Below are 17,805 nucleotides of genomic sequence, written 5' to 3' on the forward strand. Positions count from 1 at the left end.
GTCCCTGAATGACGCACGCCGCATACCGCCCGCCCGGAGCGGGCAGCGGAAGAGGGCCGACTGTAGAAACATCGGAGGAATGATCGGTCAGGAGGGGTGTGTGGTGGGGGTGTTACCGGGTTTGCGTGACGTGCATGGCAGGCTGGAACCCCGAATCGGCCGATCACCGAGGCCGGCTCGCCGCGCTCCGGAAGGCACCTCGTGGACCAAATGGCCCTGTTGCTCCTGTTGTTGCTGGGGGCGGTGGTCACCGTGCCGCTGGGGGACCGGCTGGGGCTCCCCGCGCCGGTGCTGATGACGCTCGCGGGCGTCGGGATGGCGTTCCTCAGCTTCGTGCCGAATGTGGACATCCCGCCTGAGATCATTCTGCCCGCGCTGCTTCCGCCGCTGCTCTACGCCTCCGTGCAGCGCACCTCCTGGCGGCAGTTCGCCGCCAACAAACGACCGATCTTTCTGCTGGCCGTGGCGCTGGTCTTCCTGACGACGGCGGCCGTGGCCGCGGTGGCGAACGCCATCGTCCCCGGGCTGCCCATCGCCGCCGCCGTCGCACTCGGCGCGCTCGTCGCACCGCCCGACCCGGTCGCGGCGACCGCCGTAGCGGGTTCGGTCGGGCTGCCCCGCAGGCTCGTCTCCATCCTGGAGGGCGAGGGGCTGTTCAACGACGTGACCGCGATCGTGCTCTACCACGTGGCGATCGCGGCCGCGGTGAGCGGTACCTTCTCGCTGCCGGAGGCGTTCGGGCTGCTGATCCTCTCCGCCGTCGTCGCCGTGGCGGTGGGCGTCGCGCTCGGCTGGCTCACCATCAAGCTCATGGGCCTGCTCGGCGATGCCACGCTCCAGGTCGGGCTCACCCTGCTGGTGCCGTTCGTCAGCTACGTTCTCGCCGAGGAGCTGATGGGCTCGGGCGTCCTCGCCGTCCTCACCACCGCGCTCTTCCTCGCCGAGCACACCGCCGACGCCGACGACGTCCTGGGCCGGCTCACCGGACGTACCTTCTGGGAGATCGTCGACACCCTCGTCACCGGGGTCGCCTTCGGGCTGATCGGCCTCGAACTGCACAACGTCTTCGGGACCGCCGACGGGCGCGAACTGGAGATGGCCGGCTGGGCCCTGGCCGTCGTCGCGGTCGTCGTCGGCGTCCGGCTGCTCTATCTGCTGCCCGCGACCTGGCTGGCCAAGCGGCTGCACACCCGCCGTGACGTCAGCGAGGAGATCCCCACCGGCTGGCGGGAGACCGTCGTCATGTGGTGGGCCGGGATGCGCGGGGTGGCGTCGGTCGCGCTGGCCCTCGCGATCCCGCTGAAGACGGACGACGGAAAGCCCTTCCCGGGCCGGGACGAGATCGTCTTCATCGCCTTCGCCGTGATCATGGTCACCCTGGTCTTCCAGGGCCTGACCCTGCCGTGGCTGGTGCGCAAGCTGCGGGTCAAGGCGGACACCGACGCCGAGGAGGCACTGGAGAAGGACCTCGCTATCCGGGCCGCCAGGGCCGCCAAACAGCGGCTCAAGGAGATCCAGGAGGTCGAGGACTTCCCCGAGGACGTCGTGGAGCGCCTCCACCGGCTGGCCTACGACGTGGGCGCGCGGATCAGCCCCGACATGGTCGACGACGAGCGGCGCGAGGCGTACGCGAAGCGCGCCGAGCGATTCAAGGAGATCAGCCGCATCCAGCGCGAGATGCTGTCGGCCGCCCGCCACGCGGTGCTCTCCGCGCGCAGCGAGGCCGGCGCCGACCCCGAGATCGTCGACCGGGTGCTGCGGCAGCTGGACGTACGCAGTCTGCGCTGACCCGCCCGTTCCCGGGCCGGGTCGGGCCGGGCCGGGCCGGTCAGCCGCGCCCGGTGCGCGGCGCCCGGTCCCGGCTCCCCGGCTTCCCGTTCGGGTGGGACCCGAGCGGCCACTCGTCCTCGGGCGGCAGCGCCGCGGGCGCCGTCGCGATGCGCGGAAGGGCGTACGGGTGGTGGTCGCTCAGCCAGCCGATCAGCTGCTCCCGGACCGCGCAGCGCACGGTCCAGATGTCGTCCGCGTCCTTCGCCGTGACCACCGCGCGCACCACGACCGTGGACGGGGTGGTGTCGGTGACGGCCAGCGACCAGTTGCGGCCGTCCCACGCGGCGCAGTCGCCCAAGATGTCCCGCAGCTGTTCGCGCATCGCGGCGACCGGCGCCGAGTGGTCCAGGTGGAAGAAGACCGAACCGGTCATCTGGGCCCCGCCGCGCGACCAGTTCTCGAAGGGCTGGCTCGTGAAATACGAGACCGGCATCGTGATCCGCCGCTCGTCCCAGGTCCGTACGGCGAGGAAGGTCAGCGTGATCTCCTCGATCGTGCCCCACTCGTCGTCCACCACCACCGTGTCACCGATCCGCACCATGTCGCCGAAGGCGATCTGCAGGCCCGCGAAGAGGTTGCCGAGCGTGGACTGGGCGGCGACACCCGCGACGATGCCGAGGACACCGGCCGAGGCCAGCATCGAGGTGCCCACCGCCCGCATGGCCGGGAACGTCAGCAGCATCGCGGCGACGGCGACCGTCGTCACGACGGCGGTGACCACCCGCTGGATCAGCGTCACCTGCGTCCGTACCCGCCGCACCCGCGCCGGGTCCCGGGTGTTCGCCGCGTAGCGCGCGTACACCGAGTCCACCACCGCGATGGCGATCCGCAGCACCAGCCAGGCCGAGGCGCCGATCATCACCAGCGTCAGCACCTGCCCGATGCCCGTGCGGTGGTCCTTGATCAGGTCGAGCCTGGTGTGGGTGTAGCTGGCCCGCAGCAGCGCCGTGCACAGCGTGAGCTGGAGCGGTATCCCGCAGCGCCGCAGCAGACCCCACAACGGGGTCTCGTGATGCCGCCCGTCGGCCCGTCTGAGCAGCAGATCGACCAGCCACCCGATCACCAGCGTGATCACTACCGAACCGCCGACGACGATCAGCGGACGCAGTAGGTTCTCCATCCTGTCGCTCTCCAAGCTCTCGACGGCAACTGGCACCATGGGCCTCATGAACATCATGCTTTTCCACTCGACGTACGGTCTGCGCCCCGCGGTGCACGCGGCCGCCGAGCGGCTGCGTGCAGCCGGGCACGAGGTGCGCGTGCCCGATATCTTCGCTGGCCACACCTTCGAAACCATCGAGGAAGGACTGGCCTTCCAGCAGGAGACAGGCAAGGAGGAGCTGCTGAAGCGGGCCGTGCTGGCCGCCGCACCCTACTCGGACTCCGGACTGGTCTACGCCGGCTTCTCGCTCGGCGCGTCCGTCGCCCAGACGCTGGCGCTCGGGGACGCGAAGGCGCGCGGGCTGCTGCTCTTCCACGGCACCTCTGACATCGCCGCGAACGCCTCGGTGGACGAGCTGCCCGTCCAGCTGCACGTCGCGGACCCGGACCCGTACGAGACGCACGACTGGCTGAACTCCTGGTACCTCCAGATGCGGCAGACCGGCGCGGACGTCGAGATCTACCGCTACCCCGGCGCGGGCCACGTGTTCACCGACGCGGAACTGCCGGACTTTGACCAGGCCTCGGCCGAGCTGGCCTGGAAGGTCGCGATCGGCTTCCTCGCCACGCTGTGAGCACGCGAAGGGCCCCGCGCGCACGGAAGCGGCGCGCGGGGCCCTTCGGGGGTGCGGAGCGGATCAGCCCTTCAGCGCCGCGGTGATCGCGGTGTTGAAGTCGTCGGCCGTCATCGGGGCGTTCTTCTTGTCCGAGCCGGTCAGCGTCTTGCCGTCCATCTTGAGCGTCGGGGTGCCCTGCACGCCGCTCTTCTCGAAGGCCCCGGACATCTTCATCGCCCAGGCGTCGTACGTGCCGTCCTTGACGCTCTTCTGGAACGCGGCGTTGCCCTTCAGCGCGTCCACCGTGTCGGCGACCTTGATCAGGTACGAGTCGTCCTTGAACTTGTCCTCGGTCTCCTGCGGGTGGTACTTCGCGGAGTAGAGGGCGTACTTGTAGTCGAGGAAGGCCTCGGGGCTGACGTCGAGGGCGGCGCCCAGCGCGCTCAGGGCGTTCTTCGAGCCCTCGCCGTTGTCGCTGTTGTCGATGAACGTGGCACCGATGTACTTGACCTTGTACTTGCCCGCGTCGACGTCCTTGTGGACCGTCTCGCCGACCGTCTGCTCGAACGTGGCGCAGATCGGGCAGCGGGAGTCCTCGTACAGCTCCAGCGTCTTCTTGGCCGTCGACTTGCCGACGACGACGGTCGTGCCGTCCTTGCCCGAGGTGTTCTTCGGGGCGGTGACGCTCGTGGCGTCCTTCGCCTCGTCCCAGTGGCCGGGCTTGTTCAGCTGCATCACGCCGTAGCTGACACCTGCGGCGATCGCCAGGACGGCGACGATCGAGACGCCGACGACGACCTGGCGGCGGGTCTTGTCCTTCTTGGCCTGGCGGTCGCGCTCGGCGCGCAGCCGCTCGCGGGCGGCGGACTTGTTGGCCTGGCTGTTGCGGTTGCTCATGGTCGGTTCTCCGTGGGGTGTGGTGGTGCGTGGTCAGGGACTCGTGTGCTCAGGCGGTGGCGCGGGCCGAGCGCGGCGGTCCCCTCCGTCCCACGGAGTGCACGAGGAGGCGGGCGGTCGCGTGCGCGTGGGGGCCCCGGGCCACGGGCCGTGCCGCGCGGCGCACGCGGTGACGGGCCGTGCCCACCACCGCGACCGCGACCAGCAGCGGCCGGAACGCCAGCAGCGCGAAGGCGCCCAGCAGACCGGTGAGCGCCAGCTCGCCCCGGTGCAGCCAGGCCGCGGCGAGCAGCCCGACCGTGACATGGGCGGCCAGCAGCAGCCACGGCACCAGGGGGCCCGGCGAGGCCAGCAGTGCGGCGGTACCGTGCCCGGCGCCCGTCACCGAGGCCAGCGGGGTGCCCAGCGCGCCGACGCTGCCGAACTCGGTGGCGCCGGCGCCCAGGTCTCCGCCGCCGCAGAACACGTCGACGCCCACCGAACGCAGCGGACCGGCGATCGGGCCGCCCGCAGCGCCGTAACAGAGGTGCTGACCGGTGGTGAAGACGGTGTCCGCGGCCAGTTCCAGCGGCACCAGCAGCCCGGCGATGGCCCCGAAGCCGCGCTCCCGGCCGGCCAGCGCGTACGCGACGGCGAAGACCCCGCCGGCCAGTACGGCGACGAGGGTCAGCGGCAGCGGGACCCGGGAGAGCAGCACATGGGACGCGGCGGAGAGCGTCACGACGAGCGCCGTGAAGAGCGCCGCGCGTACGACTCTGAGCTGCGTCCCGGATATGTCCATCGTCGAGGAGTGTCGCATGCGAACCTGTATGCGAGCCCTCAAGGGGCCCGCCCCTGTGAGCGAGGCCGCTACAGCCCCGGAATGCGGCCGTTGCGGAACAGGTCCACGAAGATCTGGTGGTCCGCGCGCGCCCTGGCACCGTAACGGTGGGCGAAGTCCACCAGCAGGTCCTCGAACCCCTCCTCGTCCGCCGCGATGGCCGCGTCGATCGCCCGCTCGGTGGAGAACGGCACCAGCGAGTGGCCGCTCTCGTCGTCCGCCGCGGAGTGCATCGTGGCCGTCGCCCGGCCGAGGTCGGCGACGACCGCCGCGATCTCGTCGGGCTCGTCGATGTCGGACCAGTCCAGATCGACCGCGTAAGGCGACACCTCGGCTACCAGCTGACCGGACCCGTCCAGCTCGGTCCAGCCCAGCCACGGGTCGGCGTGCGCCTGGAGCGCGCGCTGCGAGATCACCGTGCGGTGCCCCTCGTGCTGGAAGTAGTCCCGTACGGCGGCGTCCGCGATGTGCCGGGAGACCGCGGGGGTCTGCGCCTGCTTGAGGTAGATCACCACATCGTTCTCCAGGGCGTCGCTGTTGCCCTCCAGGAGGATGTTGTACGAGGGCAGGCCGGCCGATCCGATGCCGATCCCGCGCCTGCCGACGACGTCCTTGACCCGGTAGGAGTCGGGGCGGGTCAGGCTCGACTCCGGCAGCGTCTCCAGGTAGCCGTCGAACGCGGCGAGGACCTTGTAGCGCGTCGCCGCGTCCAGGTCGATCGCGCCCGCGCCGTCCGCGAAGCGGCGCTCGAAGTCACGGATCTCGGTCATCGAGTCCAGCAGCGAGAACCGGGTCCGCGACCGCGCGTCACGCAGCGCCCCCAGCAGTGGGCCATCGGCGGTGTCCAGGGTGAACGGGGGCACCTCGTCGTTCTTCGCGCCCGTCGCCAGCGCGTGGATCCGCTCGCGGTAGGCCGCCGCGTAGACCCGGACGAGCTCGGTGATCTGGTCGTCGCCCAGCGCCTTCGCGTAACCGATCAGGGCGACCGACGCGGCGAAGCGCTTGAGGTCCCAGGTGAACGGGCCGACGTACGCCTCGTCGAAGTCGTTCACATTGAAGACCAGCCGGCCGTTGGCATCCATGTACGTGCCGAAGTTCTCCGCGTGCAGATCGCCGTGTATCCACACCCGGCCGGTGCGCTCGTCGAGATACGGGCCGCCGTGCCGCTCCTGCTCCAGGTCGCCGTAGAACAGGCACGCCGTGCCCCGGTAGAAGGCGAAGGCCGAGCCCGCCATCTTGCGGAACTTGACCCGGAACGCAGCCGGGTCGGCGGCCAGCAGCTCCCCGAAGGCGGTGTCGAAGACCTCAAGGATCTGCTCCCCGCGCTGCGCTGCGCCGGTCTGCGTTTCCGACATCTCTGGGTGCCTCCTGGTACCTGGCGTGCGTGACGACGTACATGACAAATGGGACGGGCGTCCCAGCTCTTCCAACGCGCGACCGTATCCCGGAGTGCCCGCCGGTTGTCACCTCGGAGACGTAGACTTCCACGCTGTCCCCCCTCGGTCGTGTCCCGTCGATCAGGGCCGGACGCCCCAGCCCGCCACGCTCAGTTTTCCCGGAGGCACAGCGCCGTGACCAAGCCGCCTTTCACGCACCTTCACGTCCACACCCAGTACTCGCTGCTGGACGGTGCCGCGCGGCTCAAGGACATGTTCGAGGCGTGCAACGAGATGGGCATGTCCCATATCGCGATGACCGACCACGGCAACCTGCACGGCGCGTACGACTTCTTCCACTCGGCGGCCAAGGCGAACGTGACGCCGATCATCGGGATCGAGGCGTACGTCGCCCCGGAGTCGCGCAAGCACAAGCGGAAGATCCAGTGGGGGCAGCCGCACCAGAAGCGCGACGACGTCTCCGGTTCCGGTGGTTACACCCACAAGACGATCTGGGCGTCGAACGCCAAGGGACTGCACAACCTCTTCAAGCTGTCCTCCGACGCCTACGCGGAGGGCTGGCTGCAGAAGTGGCCGCGCATGGACAGGGAGACGATCTCCCAGTGGTCCGAAGGGCTGATCGCCTCCACCGGCTGCCCCTCCGGCGAGGTGCAGACGCGGCTGCGGCTCGGGCAGTTCGACGAGGCGGTGCAGGCGGCCTCCGACTACAAGGACATCTTCGGCGAGGGCAAGTACTTCCTGGAGCTGATGGACCACGGCATCGAGATCGAGCGCCGGGTCCGTGACGGGCTCCTGGAGATCGGCCGGAAGCTCGACATCCCGCCGCTGGTGACGAACGACTCGCACTACACGTACGCCAACGAGGCGACCGCGCACGACGCCCTGCTCTGCATCCAGACCGGCAAGAACCTCTCCGACCCGGACCGCTTCCGCTTCGACGGCACCGGCTACTACCTGAAGACGACGGACGAGATGTACGCCGTCGACTCCTCGGACGCCTGGCAGCAGGGCTGCGCCAACACCCTGCTCGTCGCGCAGCAGATCGACACCACCGGGATGTTCGAGAAGCGCGACCTGATGCCGAAGTTCGACATCCCCGAGGGCTTCACGGAGATCACCTGGTTCCAGGAGGAGGTCCGGGTCGGGATGAACCGCCGCTTCCCGGGCGGGGTCCCGGAGGACCGGCAGAAGCAGGTCGAGTACGAGATGGACATCATCATCCAGATGGGGTTCCCGGGGTACTTCCTGGTCGTCGCGGACTTCATCATGTGGGCGAAGAACAACGGCATCGCGGTCGGCCCCGGCCGTGGCTCCGCCGCCGGATCGATCGTGTCGTACGCGATGGGCATCACCGACCTCGACCCGATCGAGCACGGCCTGATCTTCGAGCGGTTCCTCAACCCCGAGCGCGTCTCCATGCCCGACGTCGACATCGACTTCGACGAGCGCAGGCGCGTCGAGGTGATCAGGTACGTGACGGAGAAGTACGGCGCCGACAAGGTCGCCATGATCGGCACCTACGGCAAGATCAAGGCCAAGAACGCGATCAAGGACTCCGCCCGCGTCCTCGGCTACCCGTACGCGATGGGCGACCGGCTCACCAAGGCCATGCCCGCCGACGTCCTCGGCAAGGGCATCGACCTCAACGGCATCACCGACCCCAAGCACCCGCGCTACAGCGAGGCGGGCGAGATCCGGGGGATGTACGAGAACGAGCCGGACGTCCAGAAGGTCATCGACACCGCGAAGGGCGTCGAGGGCCTGGTCCGGCAGATGGGCGTGCACGCCGCCGGCGTCATCATGTCCAGCGAGCCGATCGTCGACCACGCCCCGCTCTGGACGCGCCACTCCGACGGCGTCACCATCACCCAGTGGGACTACCCGCAGTGCGAGTCGCTCGGCCTGCTCAAGATGGACTTCCTGGGGCTGCGCAACCTGACGATCATGGACGACGCCATCAAGATGGTGAAGTCCAACAAGGGCGTCGACCTGGAGATGCTGGCCCTCCCGCTGGACGACCCCAAGACGTACGAGCTGCTCTGCCGGGGCGACACGCTCGGGGTGTTCCAGTTCGACGGCGGGCCGATGCGTTCGCTGCTGCGCCAGATGCAGCCCGACAACTTCGAGGACATCTCCGCCGTCTCGGCCCTGTACCGGCCGGGCCCGATGGGCATGAACTCGCACACGAACTACGCCGAGCGCAAGAACGCCCGCCAGGAGATCACTCCGATCCACCCGGAGCTGGAGGAGCCGCTCAAGGAGGTCCTCGGCCTCACCTACGGCCTGATCGTCTACCAGGAGCAGGTCCAGAAGGCCGCCCAGATCGTCGCCGGGTACTCGCTCGGCGAGGCCGACATCCTGCGCCGCGTGATGGGCAAGAAGAAGGCCGACGAGCTGGCGAAGAACTTCGTCCTCTTCGAGGCCGGTGCCAAGAAGAACGGCTTCTCCGACGCCGCGATCAAGGCCCTGTGGGACGTACTGGTCCCGTTCGCGGGATACGCCTTCAACAAGGCGCACTCCTCCGCGTACGGCCTGGTCACCTACTGGACCGGCTACCTGAAGGCGAACTACCCGGCCGAGTACATGGCGGCGCTGCTGACCTCGGTCAAGGACGACAAGGACAAGTCGGCGGTCTACCTCAACGAGTGCCGCCGCATGGGCATCAAGGTGCTCCCGCCGAACGTGAACGAGTCCGAGTCGAACTTCGCCGCACAGGGCGACGACGTGATCCTCTTCGGGCTGACGGCCATCCGCAACGTCGGCCAGAACGTCGTCGACTCGATCATCCGGTGCCGCAAGACGAAGGGGAAGTACAGCAGCTTCCCCGACTTCCTCGACAAGGTCGAGGCGGTCGTCTGCAACAAGCGGACCGTGGAGTCCCTCATCAAGGCCGGCGCCTTCGACGAGATGGGCCACACCCGCAAGGGGCTCGTCGCCCACCACGAACCCATGATCGACAACGTGGTGCAGGTCAAGCGCAAGGAGGCCGAGGGGCAGTTCGACCTCTTCGGCGGCGGTGAGGAGGACAGCGACGAGCCGGGCTTCGGGCTCGACGTGGAGTTCTCCGACATCGAGTGGGAGAAGTCCTACCTGCTGGCCCAGGAGCGCGAGATGCTCGGGCTGTACGTCTCCGACCACCCGCTCTTCGGTATCGAGCACGTGCTCAGCGACAAGTCCGACGCCGCGATCTCCCAGCTCATGGGCGGCGAGCACAGCGACGGCGCGATCGTCACCGTGGGCGGCATCATCTCCGGCCTCCAGCGCAAGATGACCAAGCAGGGCAACGCCTGGGCCATCGCCACCGTCGAGGACCTGGCCGGCTCCATCGAGTGCATGTTCTTCCCCGCCACCTACCAGCTGGTCTCCACCCAGCTCGTCGAGGACACCGTCGTCTTCGTCAAGGGACGGCTCGACAAGCGGGAGGACGTGCCCCGGCTCGTCGCCATGGAGATGCAGGTCCCCGACATCTCGAACGCGGGCACCAACGCCCCCGTGGTGCTGACCATCCCCACGGTCAAGATCACCCCGCCCATGGTCAGCCGGCTCGGCGAGGTGCTCAACAGCCACCGCGGCGACACGGAGGTGCGGATCAGGCTCCAGGGCCCCCGCAAGACCACGGTGCTCCGGCTCGACCGGCACCGGGTGAAGGCCGACCCGGCGCTCTTCGGGGACCTGAAGGTGCTGCTCGGCCCGTCCTGCCTGGCCGGCTGAGACCCCGGACGACCGCACACGCACGAGAGGGGCGCCCCGCGGAAGCGGGAACGCCCCTCTCGGCTACCGGCCTGTGGCCGTACCGGAGGAGTCCGGTCAGTTGTGGCCGAAGCGCCGCTGATGCTTACGCGCAACATCGGCAGGGCTGCCCTGGGACTGAGCCTGGGGCTGGTTCTGCGACTCGAAAGCCGTCGACCGTGCCTCCTGCTCGCCGCGCTCCGACTCGGTAGCGCGGTCCTGCTGGCTGCCCTGCTTGCGGTTCTTGTTCTTGGCCATGGTGTTCCTCCTAGGGGGACTCTCGGGGCCAGGACCGCTGTCAGATTCACATAATCGGATAAACATCGCATGTTGGATCATTACCGTGCGTAGCGAGGGGGTATGATGCGCCGTTTTCCGGATCCGCCACGCCGATGATCGAGTTCCGGCCGTCAACCCCCGCGCGGTCGGGCAGACTCGAAGGAAACCCTGAGTAAGCGGGTCCGGTCAGCGGAGGGCGCGACACCGCGCTCCGAACGCCGGGCCCGCTGAACCCGTTCCCGAATTCCTGGAAGAGGGTGGAACGCGTGGACCGTTGCGTCGTCCTGGTGGACGCCGGCTACCTGCTGGGCGCAGCCGCGAGCCTGTTGGCCGGAGAGCCCGCCCGTTCCCGCATCACCGTCGACCATGCGGCCCTGATCCAGGGGCTCAGAGAACGGGCGGAGGCCGATACGGAACAGCCGCTGCTGCGGATCTACTGGTTCGACGGGGCCCCCGACCGCGTACCGCAGCCCGAGCACCGCAGACTGCGCGTCATGCCGCGGGTCACGGTGCGCCTGGGCGCCCTCACCCGCAGTGACGGGCGGTGGGCGCAGAAGGGTGTCGACGCGGCGATGCACGCCGAGCTCACCGAGCTCGCGCGGAACCGGGCCTGCTCCGACGTGGTCCTGGTGACCGGCGACGGCGATCTGCTGCCCGGACTGATGTCCGCCAAGGAACACGGCGTCGCCGTCCACCTCTGGGCGGTCCAGGCCGCCGACGGCGACTACAACCAGTCCGAGGACCTCGTCGCCGAGGCCGATGAGCGGCGCGTGCTGGACCGGGCCTGGATCACCCGTGCCGTCCGCGCCAAGGAGACCGGCGGCCCGTGCGCGCCGCCGCCCGCCGCGCGGAATTCCGAGATCGCCGCGATCCTCTCCGCACCGCTGCCCGAGGCGGCCCTCGCGGCCTCCGCCGAGCGGGGCTCCCAGGCCCAGGCCGAGGCCGCCCGCGACGGCGCGGCCGAACCGTCCGACGACTCCTCCGCCCCCACCCCGCACAGCCCCCCGGGCCGCGGCGTCCCCACCCCGAAGGACCTCGCCGGCACCCTGCGCGGCCCCGGCGCCCAGCACCCCACCCCACCGCCCGCCAACGCCACCCTCCGCTGGTCCTCCGACCGGGGCTGGGTGGAACGCGGCGGCCCCCTCGGCGAGCCCCCGGAAACCGCGTCCCTCCCGACGCTGGCCCAGATCACCAGCGCCGAGCAGCGCTGGGCGGACCGCGAGGAGGACATCACGACGGTGGGCGGCGACCCGTTCGAGGTGGGGCAGGTCTTCGCCCGCCGCTGGATGGAACGCCTGCCGGAGACCGTCCACCTCCAGAAGCTGTCCACGATGTACCCCCGCGTCCCGCACCGCATCGACGGCGAGCTGCTGCGGTACGCCGCCCGGTTCGGGCTGCTCGCGCACAAGGACGACCAGATCGACGAGCACGACCGGTACGCGATCCGGGCGGGGTTCTGGCGCGAGATCGATGTGCGGGCAGCCGCGGAGCACACGCCGCCACTGCCCGAGAAGCACGCTCCGCCGGTGGGACGGACGGAGAAGCCGGTGCAGGCCGGGGACTGAGGCCGCCCCTGTCCGGCTCATTCGGCAGCGAAGCAGCCGGACAGGAGCGGCGTACCGTGGCCGCGTGGCGAACGAAGACCTGGGCAGGACGCTGCGCCGCTTGCGTCGTCTGGCCGCCCTGACACAAGAGGACTTGGCCGAGAGTTCCAGCGTGTCCGTCGATGTGATTTGCCGGCTCGAACAGGGACGGAAGCACTCGGCCCGCCTCCCCACACTGCACGCACTGGCGAACGGCCTGGGTGTGGAGCTGACCATCCACCGGCGGTGTCCGCCACGGGGGAGAACGACGGGCCCCGGTTCGTGGCCGTGCGCCGCGCCCATCATGCCCGTGCTCGTGGGGGAACTGGCCGAGAGCTGGGGCACTGAGCTGTTGCCCTGGGGCAAGCGGGTGTGGGCGGAGCTGTACGGGGAGGGGGCGGGACGGACGTGCGGGGCGGCGCCGTGTGGGTGTTGCGGCCCGAGTGCGGCTACGGCCGGTGTACCTCCGACCGGCCTGACCGCCTGACCGGGGTGACGCCGCGCGAGGAGATGCGGCACCGGCTGTAGGTACGCGTAAAGCCCCGGGCGTAATGGGGCCGCCCGCACCCCGTACTCTCGTACCTCGTGAGTACGGGCACAGCACAGGCGCAGTCGGCGAACGGCACCGTGTGCGCGGTGCGTGACCTGGTCAAGACCTATCCCGCGGCCCGGGGCCGGCGCGGTACACCCGCCACCCCCGAGGTGCGTGCCACCGACGGCATCAGCCTGGACATCGGGCGCGGCGAGATCTTCGGACTGCTCGGCCCCAACGGCGCCGGCAAGTCCACCCTCGTACGGCAGCTCACGGGGCTGATGCGGCCCGACTCCGGCAGCGTCGACATGCTCGGCCACGACCTCGTGCGCCACCCCGAACGGGCCTCCCGGCTGATCGGCTACCTCGGCCAGGAATCCACCGCGCTCGACGAGCTGACGGTGGCGCTCGCCGCCGAGACCACCGGACGGCTGCGTGGCCTGCCGGTACGGGAGGCCCGCGCCGAGCGTGACGCGGTACTCGACGAACTCGGCCTCGGCGAGATCGCCGGCCGCCCCCTGAAGAAGCTCTCCGGCGGGCAGCGGCGGCTCGCCTGTGTCGCGGCCGCGCTGGTCGGGGAGCGTCCGGTGCTCGTCCTCGACGAGCCGACGACCGGTATGGACCCCGTCGCCCGGCGCGCCGTCTGGGCAGCCGTCGACCGGCGGCGTGCCGAGCGCGGTGCGACGGTCCTGCTGGTCACCCACAACGTCATCGAGGCCGAGACTGTCCTGGACCGGGTCGCCGTCATCGACCGCGGCAAGGTCATCGCCTGCGACACCCCGGCCGGGCTCAAGGAGCAGGTGGCGGGCGAGGTCAGGGTGGAGCTGGTGTGGCGCGAGCGGGCACCGCTGGACTTGCCCGAGGTCGCGGCGCTGCGGGCGTCCGCGCAGGAGTCCGGACGCCGCTGGGTGCTGCGGCTCGGGCCCGACGAGGCGCGTGCGGCGGTCGCCGCGGTGACCGGTGGCGCGGCCTTCGCCGCGCTCGACGACTTCACCCTGGCGACGCCCAGCCTGGAGGACGTGTATCTGGCGCTCGGCGGGGGCGCGACCAAGGGGCTGGTGAAGTCATGACCGCGACACGTGCGACGAGCGGCGCGGCCGGAGCGTACCGGTGCGGGCGCGCGGCCGGGCAGGGACCGAACAGGAGCAGCGCCAGGTGACGAGCATCGTTCCCGCGGAGGCGGTGTCCGGGCACACCGGGCGACCGGCACACTCCGAGCCGTCGGGCAGGTCCGGCAGGTCCGGCCGGGCCGGCCCGGCCGGTTTCGCCGACGGCCGGAGCACCGAGGCCGCGGAGCTCGCCCCGAGGGCCCGGCTGTTCCCCTCGCTCGCGGCGGTCTACCGGGCCCAGCTCTCCCGGGCCAGGGTCGCCCGCATCCCGCTGCTCTTCGTGGCGACCTTCCAGTCCGTCGGGATCATGGTCCTGATGCGCGGGGTCGTCGACGGCGGGTCCGAGGCGCGGGCCGTAGTCGCCGGTTCCAGCGTCCTGGTCGTCGCGTTCGTCGCGCTGAACCTGCTGGCCCAGTACTTCGGGCAGCTGCGGGCCGGCGGGGGGCTCGACCACTACGCGACCCTGCCGGTGCCGCCCGCCGCCGTGGTGCTCGGGGCGGCCGGGGCGTACGCCTCGTTCACCGTGCCGGGCACGATCGTCACGGCGGTGACGGGCAGCGTGCTCTTCGGGCTGCCGATGACCCACCTGTGGGTGCTCGTCGCCGTCATCCCGCTCTCCGGCGCGGCCCTCTCCGGACTCGGCGCCGCGCTCGGGCTGCTCGCGCCCCGGCAGGAGCTGGCCACGCTGCTGGGCCAGCTCGGCATGTCCGCGGCGCTGCTGCTGGGCGTGCTTCCGGCGGACCGGCTGCCGGAGCCGATCGGCTGGGCCCGCGATCTGCTGCCCTCCACGTACGGGGTCGAGGCGCTCGCCCGCTCCTTCGACGCCCACCCGAACTGGGCCGTCGTCGCCCTGGACCTGGCTGTCTGCGCCGTCGTGGGCGTGCTCTCGCTGGCCGTGGCGACCTGGGCGTACCGCAGGGCAGCGGTCCGGTGAGGCGCGGCACAGGGACGCCTGGCACGATGGCACGGTGACCGCACCTCTGACGCCGCCGCACCAGCCCTCGCCCCACGACCCGTGGCAGACGCCGCCGAGCGGGGGCGGCCCCGGCGGCTCCCGTCCCGGGACCCTGCTGGAGGCGCCGGAGGAGAAGGATCTCCGTGCTGACCTGCGCCGGGCCGCCGTCGTCGGTGCGGTGGTGACGGTCGCCGGTGTCGGGCTCGGGCTGCTGTGGCTGTGGCTGGCACCCCGGGTGCCGCTGGTCTCCGACAACACGGCCGTCTTCCTGAGCGACAGCGAGGGCGAGGAGGCGATCGGGGCCGACGGCACGTTCGCGCTGCTCGCGCTGGCCTTCGGAGCGGTCTCCGCGGCGCTGGTCTTCTGGTTCCACCGGCGGGGCGGTGTAGCGCTCGTGGTGGGGCTCGCGGTGGGCGGGGTGCTCGGCTCGGTACTCGCGTGGCAGCTGGGGACCCGGCTGGGGCCGACCGGCGACGTGGTCGCCCACGCCCGTGAGGTCGGGAAGGGCGTGATCTTCGACGCGCCGCTCGAACTCCACGCCAAGGGGGCGCTGCTGGCGTGGTCGCTGGCGGCGATGGCCGTGCATCTGGGGTTGACGGCGATGTTCGGGCCGCGGGATCCGGAGCCGGACTGGGGGGTCTACCACGCGCCGGGTCAGGCGCCGGTGTACGGCCCCGCGCCGGTGTCCGGGCCTGCGGACGGCCCCGCGGACGGTCCTGCGCCGTCCTCCGGCCCCGCGCCGTCCTCCGGCCCCGCGGACGGCCCCGCGCCGTCCGGGCCGCCGTCGCCCGAGCCGCCTGCCCCGTCGTCGGGCTCGTAGCGGCGGGTGCGGCCCGCCAAGGAGATGGGCGACCGATGACCGCATCGGATACCGGGACCGGCGGCTCGCCGACCTCCGGGTTCGCGGGTGGGCGGTGTGGCCACCATGCGGGCGAACCGTGCCAGGACGGGCCTGTGGAGCCGGTGGAGCAGCCACGCGTCCCGGCCGCGATATCCACCTGCAGCGGCTTGAGCGACGGTGACCTGAACCATCTCGAGAGCACGTATCTGGAGTACCGGCTCCCGGAGAGCTACCGCACCTTCATGATCGAGAACGGTGGCGGTGCGCCGGTCCACCCGGTCGTGCATCCGCGTCACGGGTTCGTCCTCGATCAGCAGTTCTTCAACCTCTACGGCGACCCTGACCCGTATGACCTGCTCGACAACATGGTGCTGATGGCCGACCGTCTGACCGGCGACCACCTGGCGATCGCGTGGGTCCAGGGCGGTGCGCCGGTGCTGAGGATCCAGGGCGCCGGGAGCGGTTCGATCCTGTACTGGGACAACGACGACCGCAGGACCCGGCAGGGGGACACCCCCGAGATCTCCGTGTCGCGGCTGGAGCACCTGGCCGACGACATCGTCACCCTGCTGGAGGACGAGCTGGTCCAGGTTCCGGCCGAGCTGGAGAAGGTCTCCCGATCGGCGGTCTCCGGCGGCTTCTTCCGCCCGGTCACCCCCGACAACGCAGGCGCCGGACTGCCGGCCGGCCTGCGCGCGTAGCGCCACGCCGACGGGAGAACTGACGCTCATCGAACCGACCCCCCGGGGATCCCTCTCCGAGGAAGCGCTGCGCGAGCTCGAACCACAGCGGGCCCGCCCGCACGAGGCGATGTGCGCCCGCCAGGCTTACGGGACTGCCCTCAGCCCCGGCCGATCGCCGCGAACACCGCCCCCGTCAGGGACGCCAGGTCCGCCGGGGACAGCTCGACCTCCAGGCCGCGGCGGCCTGCCGAGACGCAGACCGTGCCGTGGTCCCGTGCCGACGCGTCCAGCACCGTGGGCAGCCGCTTGCGCTGGCCCAGGGGGGAGATGCCGCCCAGGACGTAGCCCGTGGTCCGTTCCGCCGCCGCCGGGTCCGCCATGGCCGCCCGCTTGCCGCCGACCGCCGACGCGAGGGCCTTCAGATCCAGGGAGCCGGCGACCGGGACGACCGCGACGGTCAGCCGGCCGTCCACGTCGGCGACCAGGGTCTTGAACACCCGGTCGGGGGAGACGCCCAGCGCCTCGGCCGCCTCCTCGCCGTAGGAGGCCGACGCCGGGTCGTGCTCGTAGGCGTGCAGCGTGAAGTCCGTGCCGGCGGCGGTCAGCGCGACCGTGGCCGGGGTACCGCCGGACTGGTGCTGCTTCTTCGGCTTCTTCGCCACGGGGGAGTGGCCCTCCGGTCGCTCAGTTGGGGTGGGTCGGGGCGCGGGTCAGCTCCACCGCGGGCAGCGACGGCAGATGCCGGATGACGGCCGTCTCGGAACGCAGCAGCGTGAGCTCCTCGCGGAGCCGGGTCGCGGTGTCCGGGGCCTGGAGCAGACGCTGCTTGGCGGGGATGTCCAGTACGGCCGCGGCGGCGACCAGGTACGACACGACGGACGGGTCGTCGGGCAGCTCCGCACCGGTGGTGAGGGAGCGTTCGCTCGCGCCCGCCAGCCGCTTCTGGTAGCTGCGGAAGGCCCGCAGGACGCCCTCGGCGAGCGCACCGGCGTCCTCGCCCGGGTCCTCCTCCAGCTCTTCGAGCTCGGCCGTCAGGCAGGGGCCGCTCGCGTCCACCGAGAGCAGCCGGACCCGGGTGGTGCCGGTCGCGAGGACCTCGAAGCTGCCGTCCGCCCGCTCCCGGATCTTCGCCGCGTCGGCGATACAGCCCACCCGGTGGAACGTCTGGAGGGGATCGGGACCGAAGCCGTCCGCCGGGCCGCGCTCGACGGGAACGCGCCCCGGGTCCGGCATTCCGGCAGCCGTCGGGGCGGTCTCGCGGCCGTCGCGGATGGCGACCACGGCGAAGCGGCGCGGTTCGTCCTCATCGGTCTTCAGCAGTTCGCGCATCATGGCGCGATAACGCTCCTCGAAGACGTTCAGCGGCAGCACGAGGCCGGGGAACAGCACCGCGTTCAGCGGGAACAGAGGCAGGCGAGCGGTGGTCACAACG

Annotated in this window: 15 protein-coding genes and 1 pseudogene; 9 read left to right on the top strand and 7 right to left on the bottom strand. The window is 71.0% G+C overall.

Going from position 1 to position 17,805, the window contains the following annotated elements:
• Window positions 1-201: 201 nt before the first annotated feature.
• Complete coding sequence (locus ACIQM0_RS07760; protein WP_401284433.1) at window positions 202-1,788, top strand: Na+/H+ antiporter; 1,587 nt, start codon at window positions 202-204, stop codon at window positions 1,786-1,788.
• Between the two features lie 40 nt (window positions 1,789-1,828).
• Here ACIQM0_RS07760 and ACIQM0_RS07765 read toward each other — a convergent pair whose 3' ends face one another.
• Window positions 1,829-2,950 (bottom strand): mechanosensitive ion channel family protein, encoded by a 1,122-nt coding sequence (locus ACIQM0_RS07765; RefSeq protein ID WP_401284435.1) that lies wholly within the window; start codon window positions 2,948-2,950, stop codon window positions 1,829-1,831.
• A 37-nt stretch (window positions 2,951-2,987) separates the two neighbouring features.
• Here ACIQM0_RS07765 and ACIQM0_RS07770 point away from each other — a divergent pair, with 37 nt between their 5' ends.
• Entirely contained in the window at window positions 2,988-3,566 is a 579-nt protein-coding gene (locus ACIQM0_RS07770) for a dienelactone hydrolase family protein (protein ID WP_363021577.1), read from the top strand.
• Between the two features lie 63 nt (window positions 3,567-3,629).
• On the opposite strand, the gene ACIQM0_RS07775 is transcribed toward ACIQM0_RS07770, so the two are convergent.
• From ACIQM0_RS07775 to ACIQM0_RS07785, 3 genes are all read right to left on the bottom strand, one after another.
• On the bottom strand, window positions 3,630-4,445 hold the full coding sequence (locus tag ACIQM0_RS07775) for a DsbA family protein (protein WP_401284437.1): 816 nt from the start codon (window positions 4,443-4,445) through the stop codon (window positions 3,630-3,632).
• Window positions 4,446-4,494: 49 nt separating this feature from the next.
• Window positions 4,495-5,226 carry a hypothetical protein gene (locus ACIQM0_RS07780; RefSeq protein WP_401285077.1) on the bottom strand — a complete coding sequence of 244 codons (732 nt, stop codon included), beginning with the start codon at window positions 5,224-5,226 and terminating at the stop codon, window positions 4,495-4,497.
• 68 nt (window positions 5,227-5,294) lie between these two features.
• Entirely contained in the window at window positions 5,295-6,620 is a 1,326-nt protein-coding gene (locus ACIQM0_RS07785; protein WP_401284439.1) for a DUF2252 domain-containing protein, read from the bottom strand.
• A gap of 216 nt (window positions 6,621-6,836) precedes the next feature.
• Between ACIQM0_RS07785 and dnaE the strand changes: the two genes are divergently transcribed.
• Complete coding sequence (dnaE, locus tag ACIQM0_RS07790; RefSeq protein ID WP_401284441.1) at window positions 6,837-10,373, top strand: DNA polymerase III subunit alpha; 3,537 nt, start codon at window positions 6,837-6,839, stop codon at window positions 10,371-10,373.
• Window positions 10,374-10,469: 96 nt separating this feature from the next.
• On the opposite strand, the gene ACIQM0_RS07795 is transcribed toward dnaE, so the two are convergent.
• Window positions 10,470-10,649 carry a hypothetical protein gene (locus tag ACIQM0_RS07795; protein ID WP_123469948.1) on the bottom strand — a complete coding sequence of 60 codons (180 nt, stop codon included), beginning with the start codon at window positions 10,647-10,649 and terminating at the stop codon, window positions 10,470-10,472.
• A gap of 278 nt (window positions 10,650-10,927) precedes the next feature.
• Here ACIQM0_RS07795 and ACIQM0_RS07800 point away from each other — a divergent pair, with 278 nt between their 5' ends.
• The 6 genes and pseudogenes from ACIQM0_RS07800 (at window position 10,928) to ACIQM0_RS07825 (ending at window position 16,391) form a co-directional block, all read left to right on the top strand.
• The gene (locus ACIQM0_RS07800; RefSeq protein ID WP_401284443.1) at window positions 10,928-12,235 is read left to right on the top strand and encodes an NYN domain-containing protein; all 1,308 of its coding nucleotides are present in this window, start codon (window positions 10,928-10,930) and stop codon (window positions 12,233-12,235) included.
• A gap of 64 nt (window positions 12,236-12,299) precedes the next feature.
• Window positions 12,300-12,608, top strand: a pseudogene (locus ACIQM0_RS07805) (multiprotein-bridging factor 1 family protein); the annotation flags it as partial.
• Between the two features lie 272 nt (window positions 12,609-12,880).
• A complete protein-coding gene (locus tag ACIQM0_RS07810) occupies window positions 12,881-13,855 on the top strand; it encodes an ABC transporter ATP-binding protein (RefSeq protein WP_401285080.1) in 975 nt (324 codons plus the stop codon).
• 85 nt (window positions 13,856-13,940) lie between these two features.
• Window positions 13,941-14,828, top strand: coding sequence for an ABC transporter permease (locus tag ACIQM0_RS07815; RefSeq protein WP_401284445.1), 888 nt, complete (start codon window positions 13,941-13,943; stop codon window positions 14,826-14,828).
• Between the two features lie 34 nt (window positions 14,829-14,862).
• Complete coding sequence (locus ACIQM0_RS07820) at window positions 14,863-15,669, top strand: ABC transporter permease (protein ID WP_401284447.1); 807 nt, start codon at window positions 14,863-14,865, stop codon at window positions 15,667-15,669.
• A gap of 143 nt (window positions 15,670-15,812) precedes the next feature.
• Complete coding sequence (locus tag ACIQM0_RS07825) at window positions 15,813-16,391, top strand: SMI1/KNR4 family protein (RefSeq protein WP_401284449.1); 579 nt, start codon at window positions 15,813-15,815, stop codon at window positions 16,389-16,391.
• A gap of 140 nt (window positions 16,392-16,531) precedes the next feature.
• Here ACIQM0_RS07825 and ybaK read toward each other — a convergent pair whose 3' ends face one another.
• Entirely contained in the window at window positions 16,532-17,035 is a 504-nt protein-coding gene (gene ybaK / locus ACIQM0_RS07830; RefSeq protein ID WP_401284451.1) for a Cys-tRNA(Pro) deacylase, read from the bottom strand.
• 22 nt (window positions 17,036-17,057) lie between these two features.
• Entirely contained in the window at window positions 17,058-17,801 is a 744-nt protein-coding gene (locus ACIQM0_RS07835; RefSeq protein ID WP_401284453.1) for an LON peptidase substrate-binding domain-containing protein, read from the bottom strand.
• Window positions 17,802-17,805: the final 4 nt, after the last annotated feature.

The organism is Streptomyces sp. NPDC091387 (assembly GCF_044756945.1).
Lineage (GTDB): Bacteria > Actinomycetota > Actinomycetes > Streptomycetales > Streptomycetaceae > Streptomyces.

Excerpts from the sequence above, each read along its gene's own strand:
- ACIQM0_RS07765 (WP_401284435.1), bottom strand. The coding sequence starts at position 2,950 with ATGGAGAACCTACTGCGTCCGCTGATCGTCGTCGGCGGTTCGGTAGTG.
- ACIQM0_RS07770 (WP_363021577.1), top strand. The coding sequence starts at position 2,988 with ATGGGCCTCATGAACATCATGCTTTTCCACTCGACGTACGGTCTGCGC.
- ACIQM0_RS07775 (WP_401284437.1), bottom strand. The coding sequence starts at position 4,445 with ATGAGCAACCGCAACAGCCAGGCCAACAAGTCCGCCGCCCGCGAGCGG.
- ACIQM0_RS07780 (WP_401285077.1), bottom strand. The coding sequence starts at position 5,226 with ATGGACATATCCGGGACGCAGCTCAGAGTCGTACGCGCGGCGCTCTTC.
- ACIQM0_RS07785 (WP_401284439.1), bottom strand. The coding sequence starts at position 6,620 with ATGTCGGAAACGCAGACCGGCGCAGCGCAGCGCGGGGAGCAGATCCTT.
- ACIQM0_RS07795 (WP_123469948.1), bottom strand. The coding sequence starts at position 10,649 with ATGGCCAAGAACAAGAACCGCAAGCAGGGCAGCCAGCAGGACCGCGCT.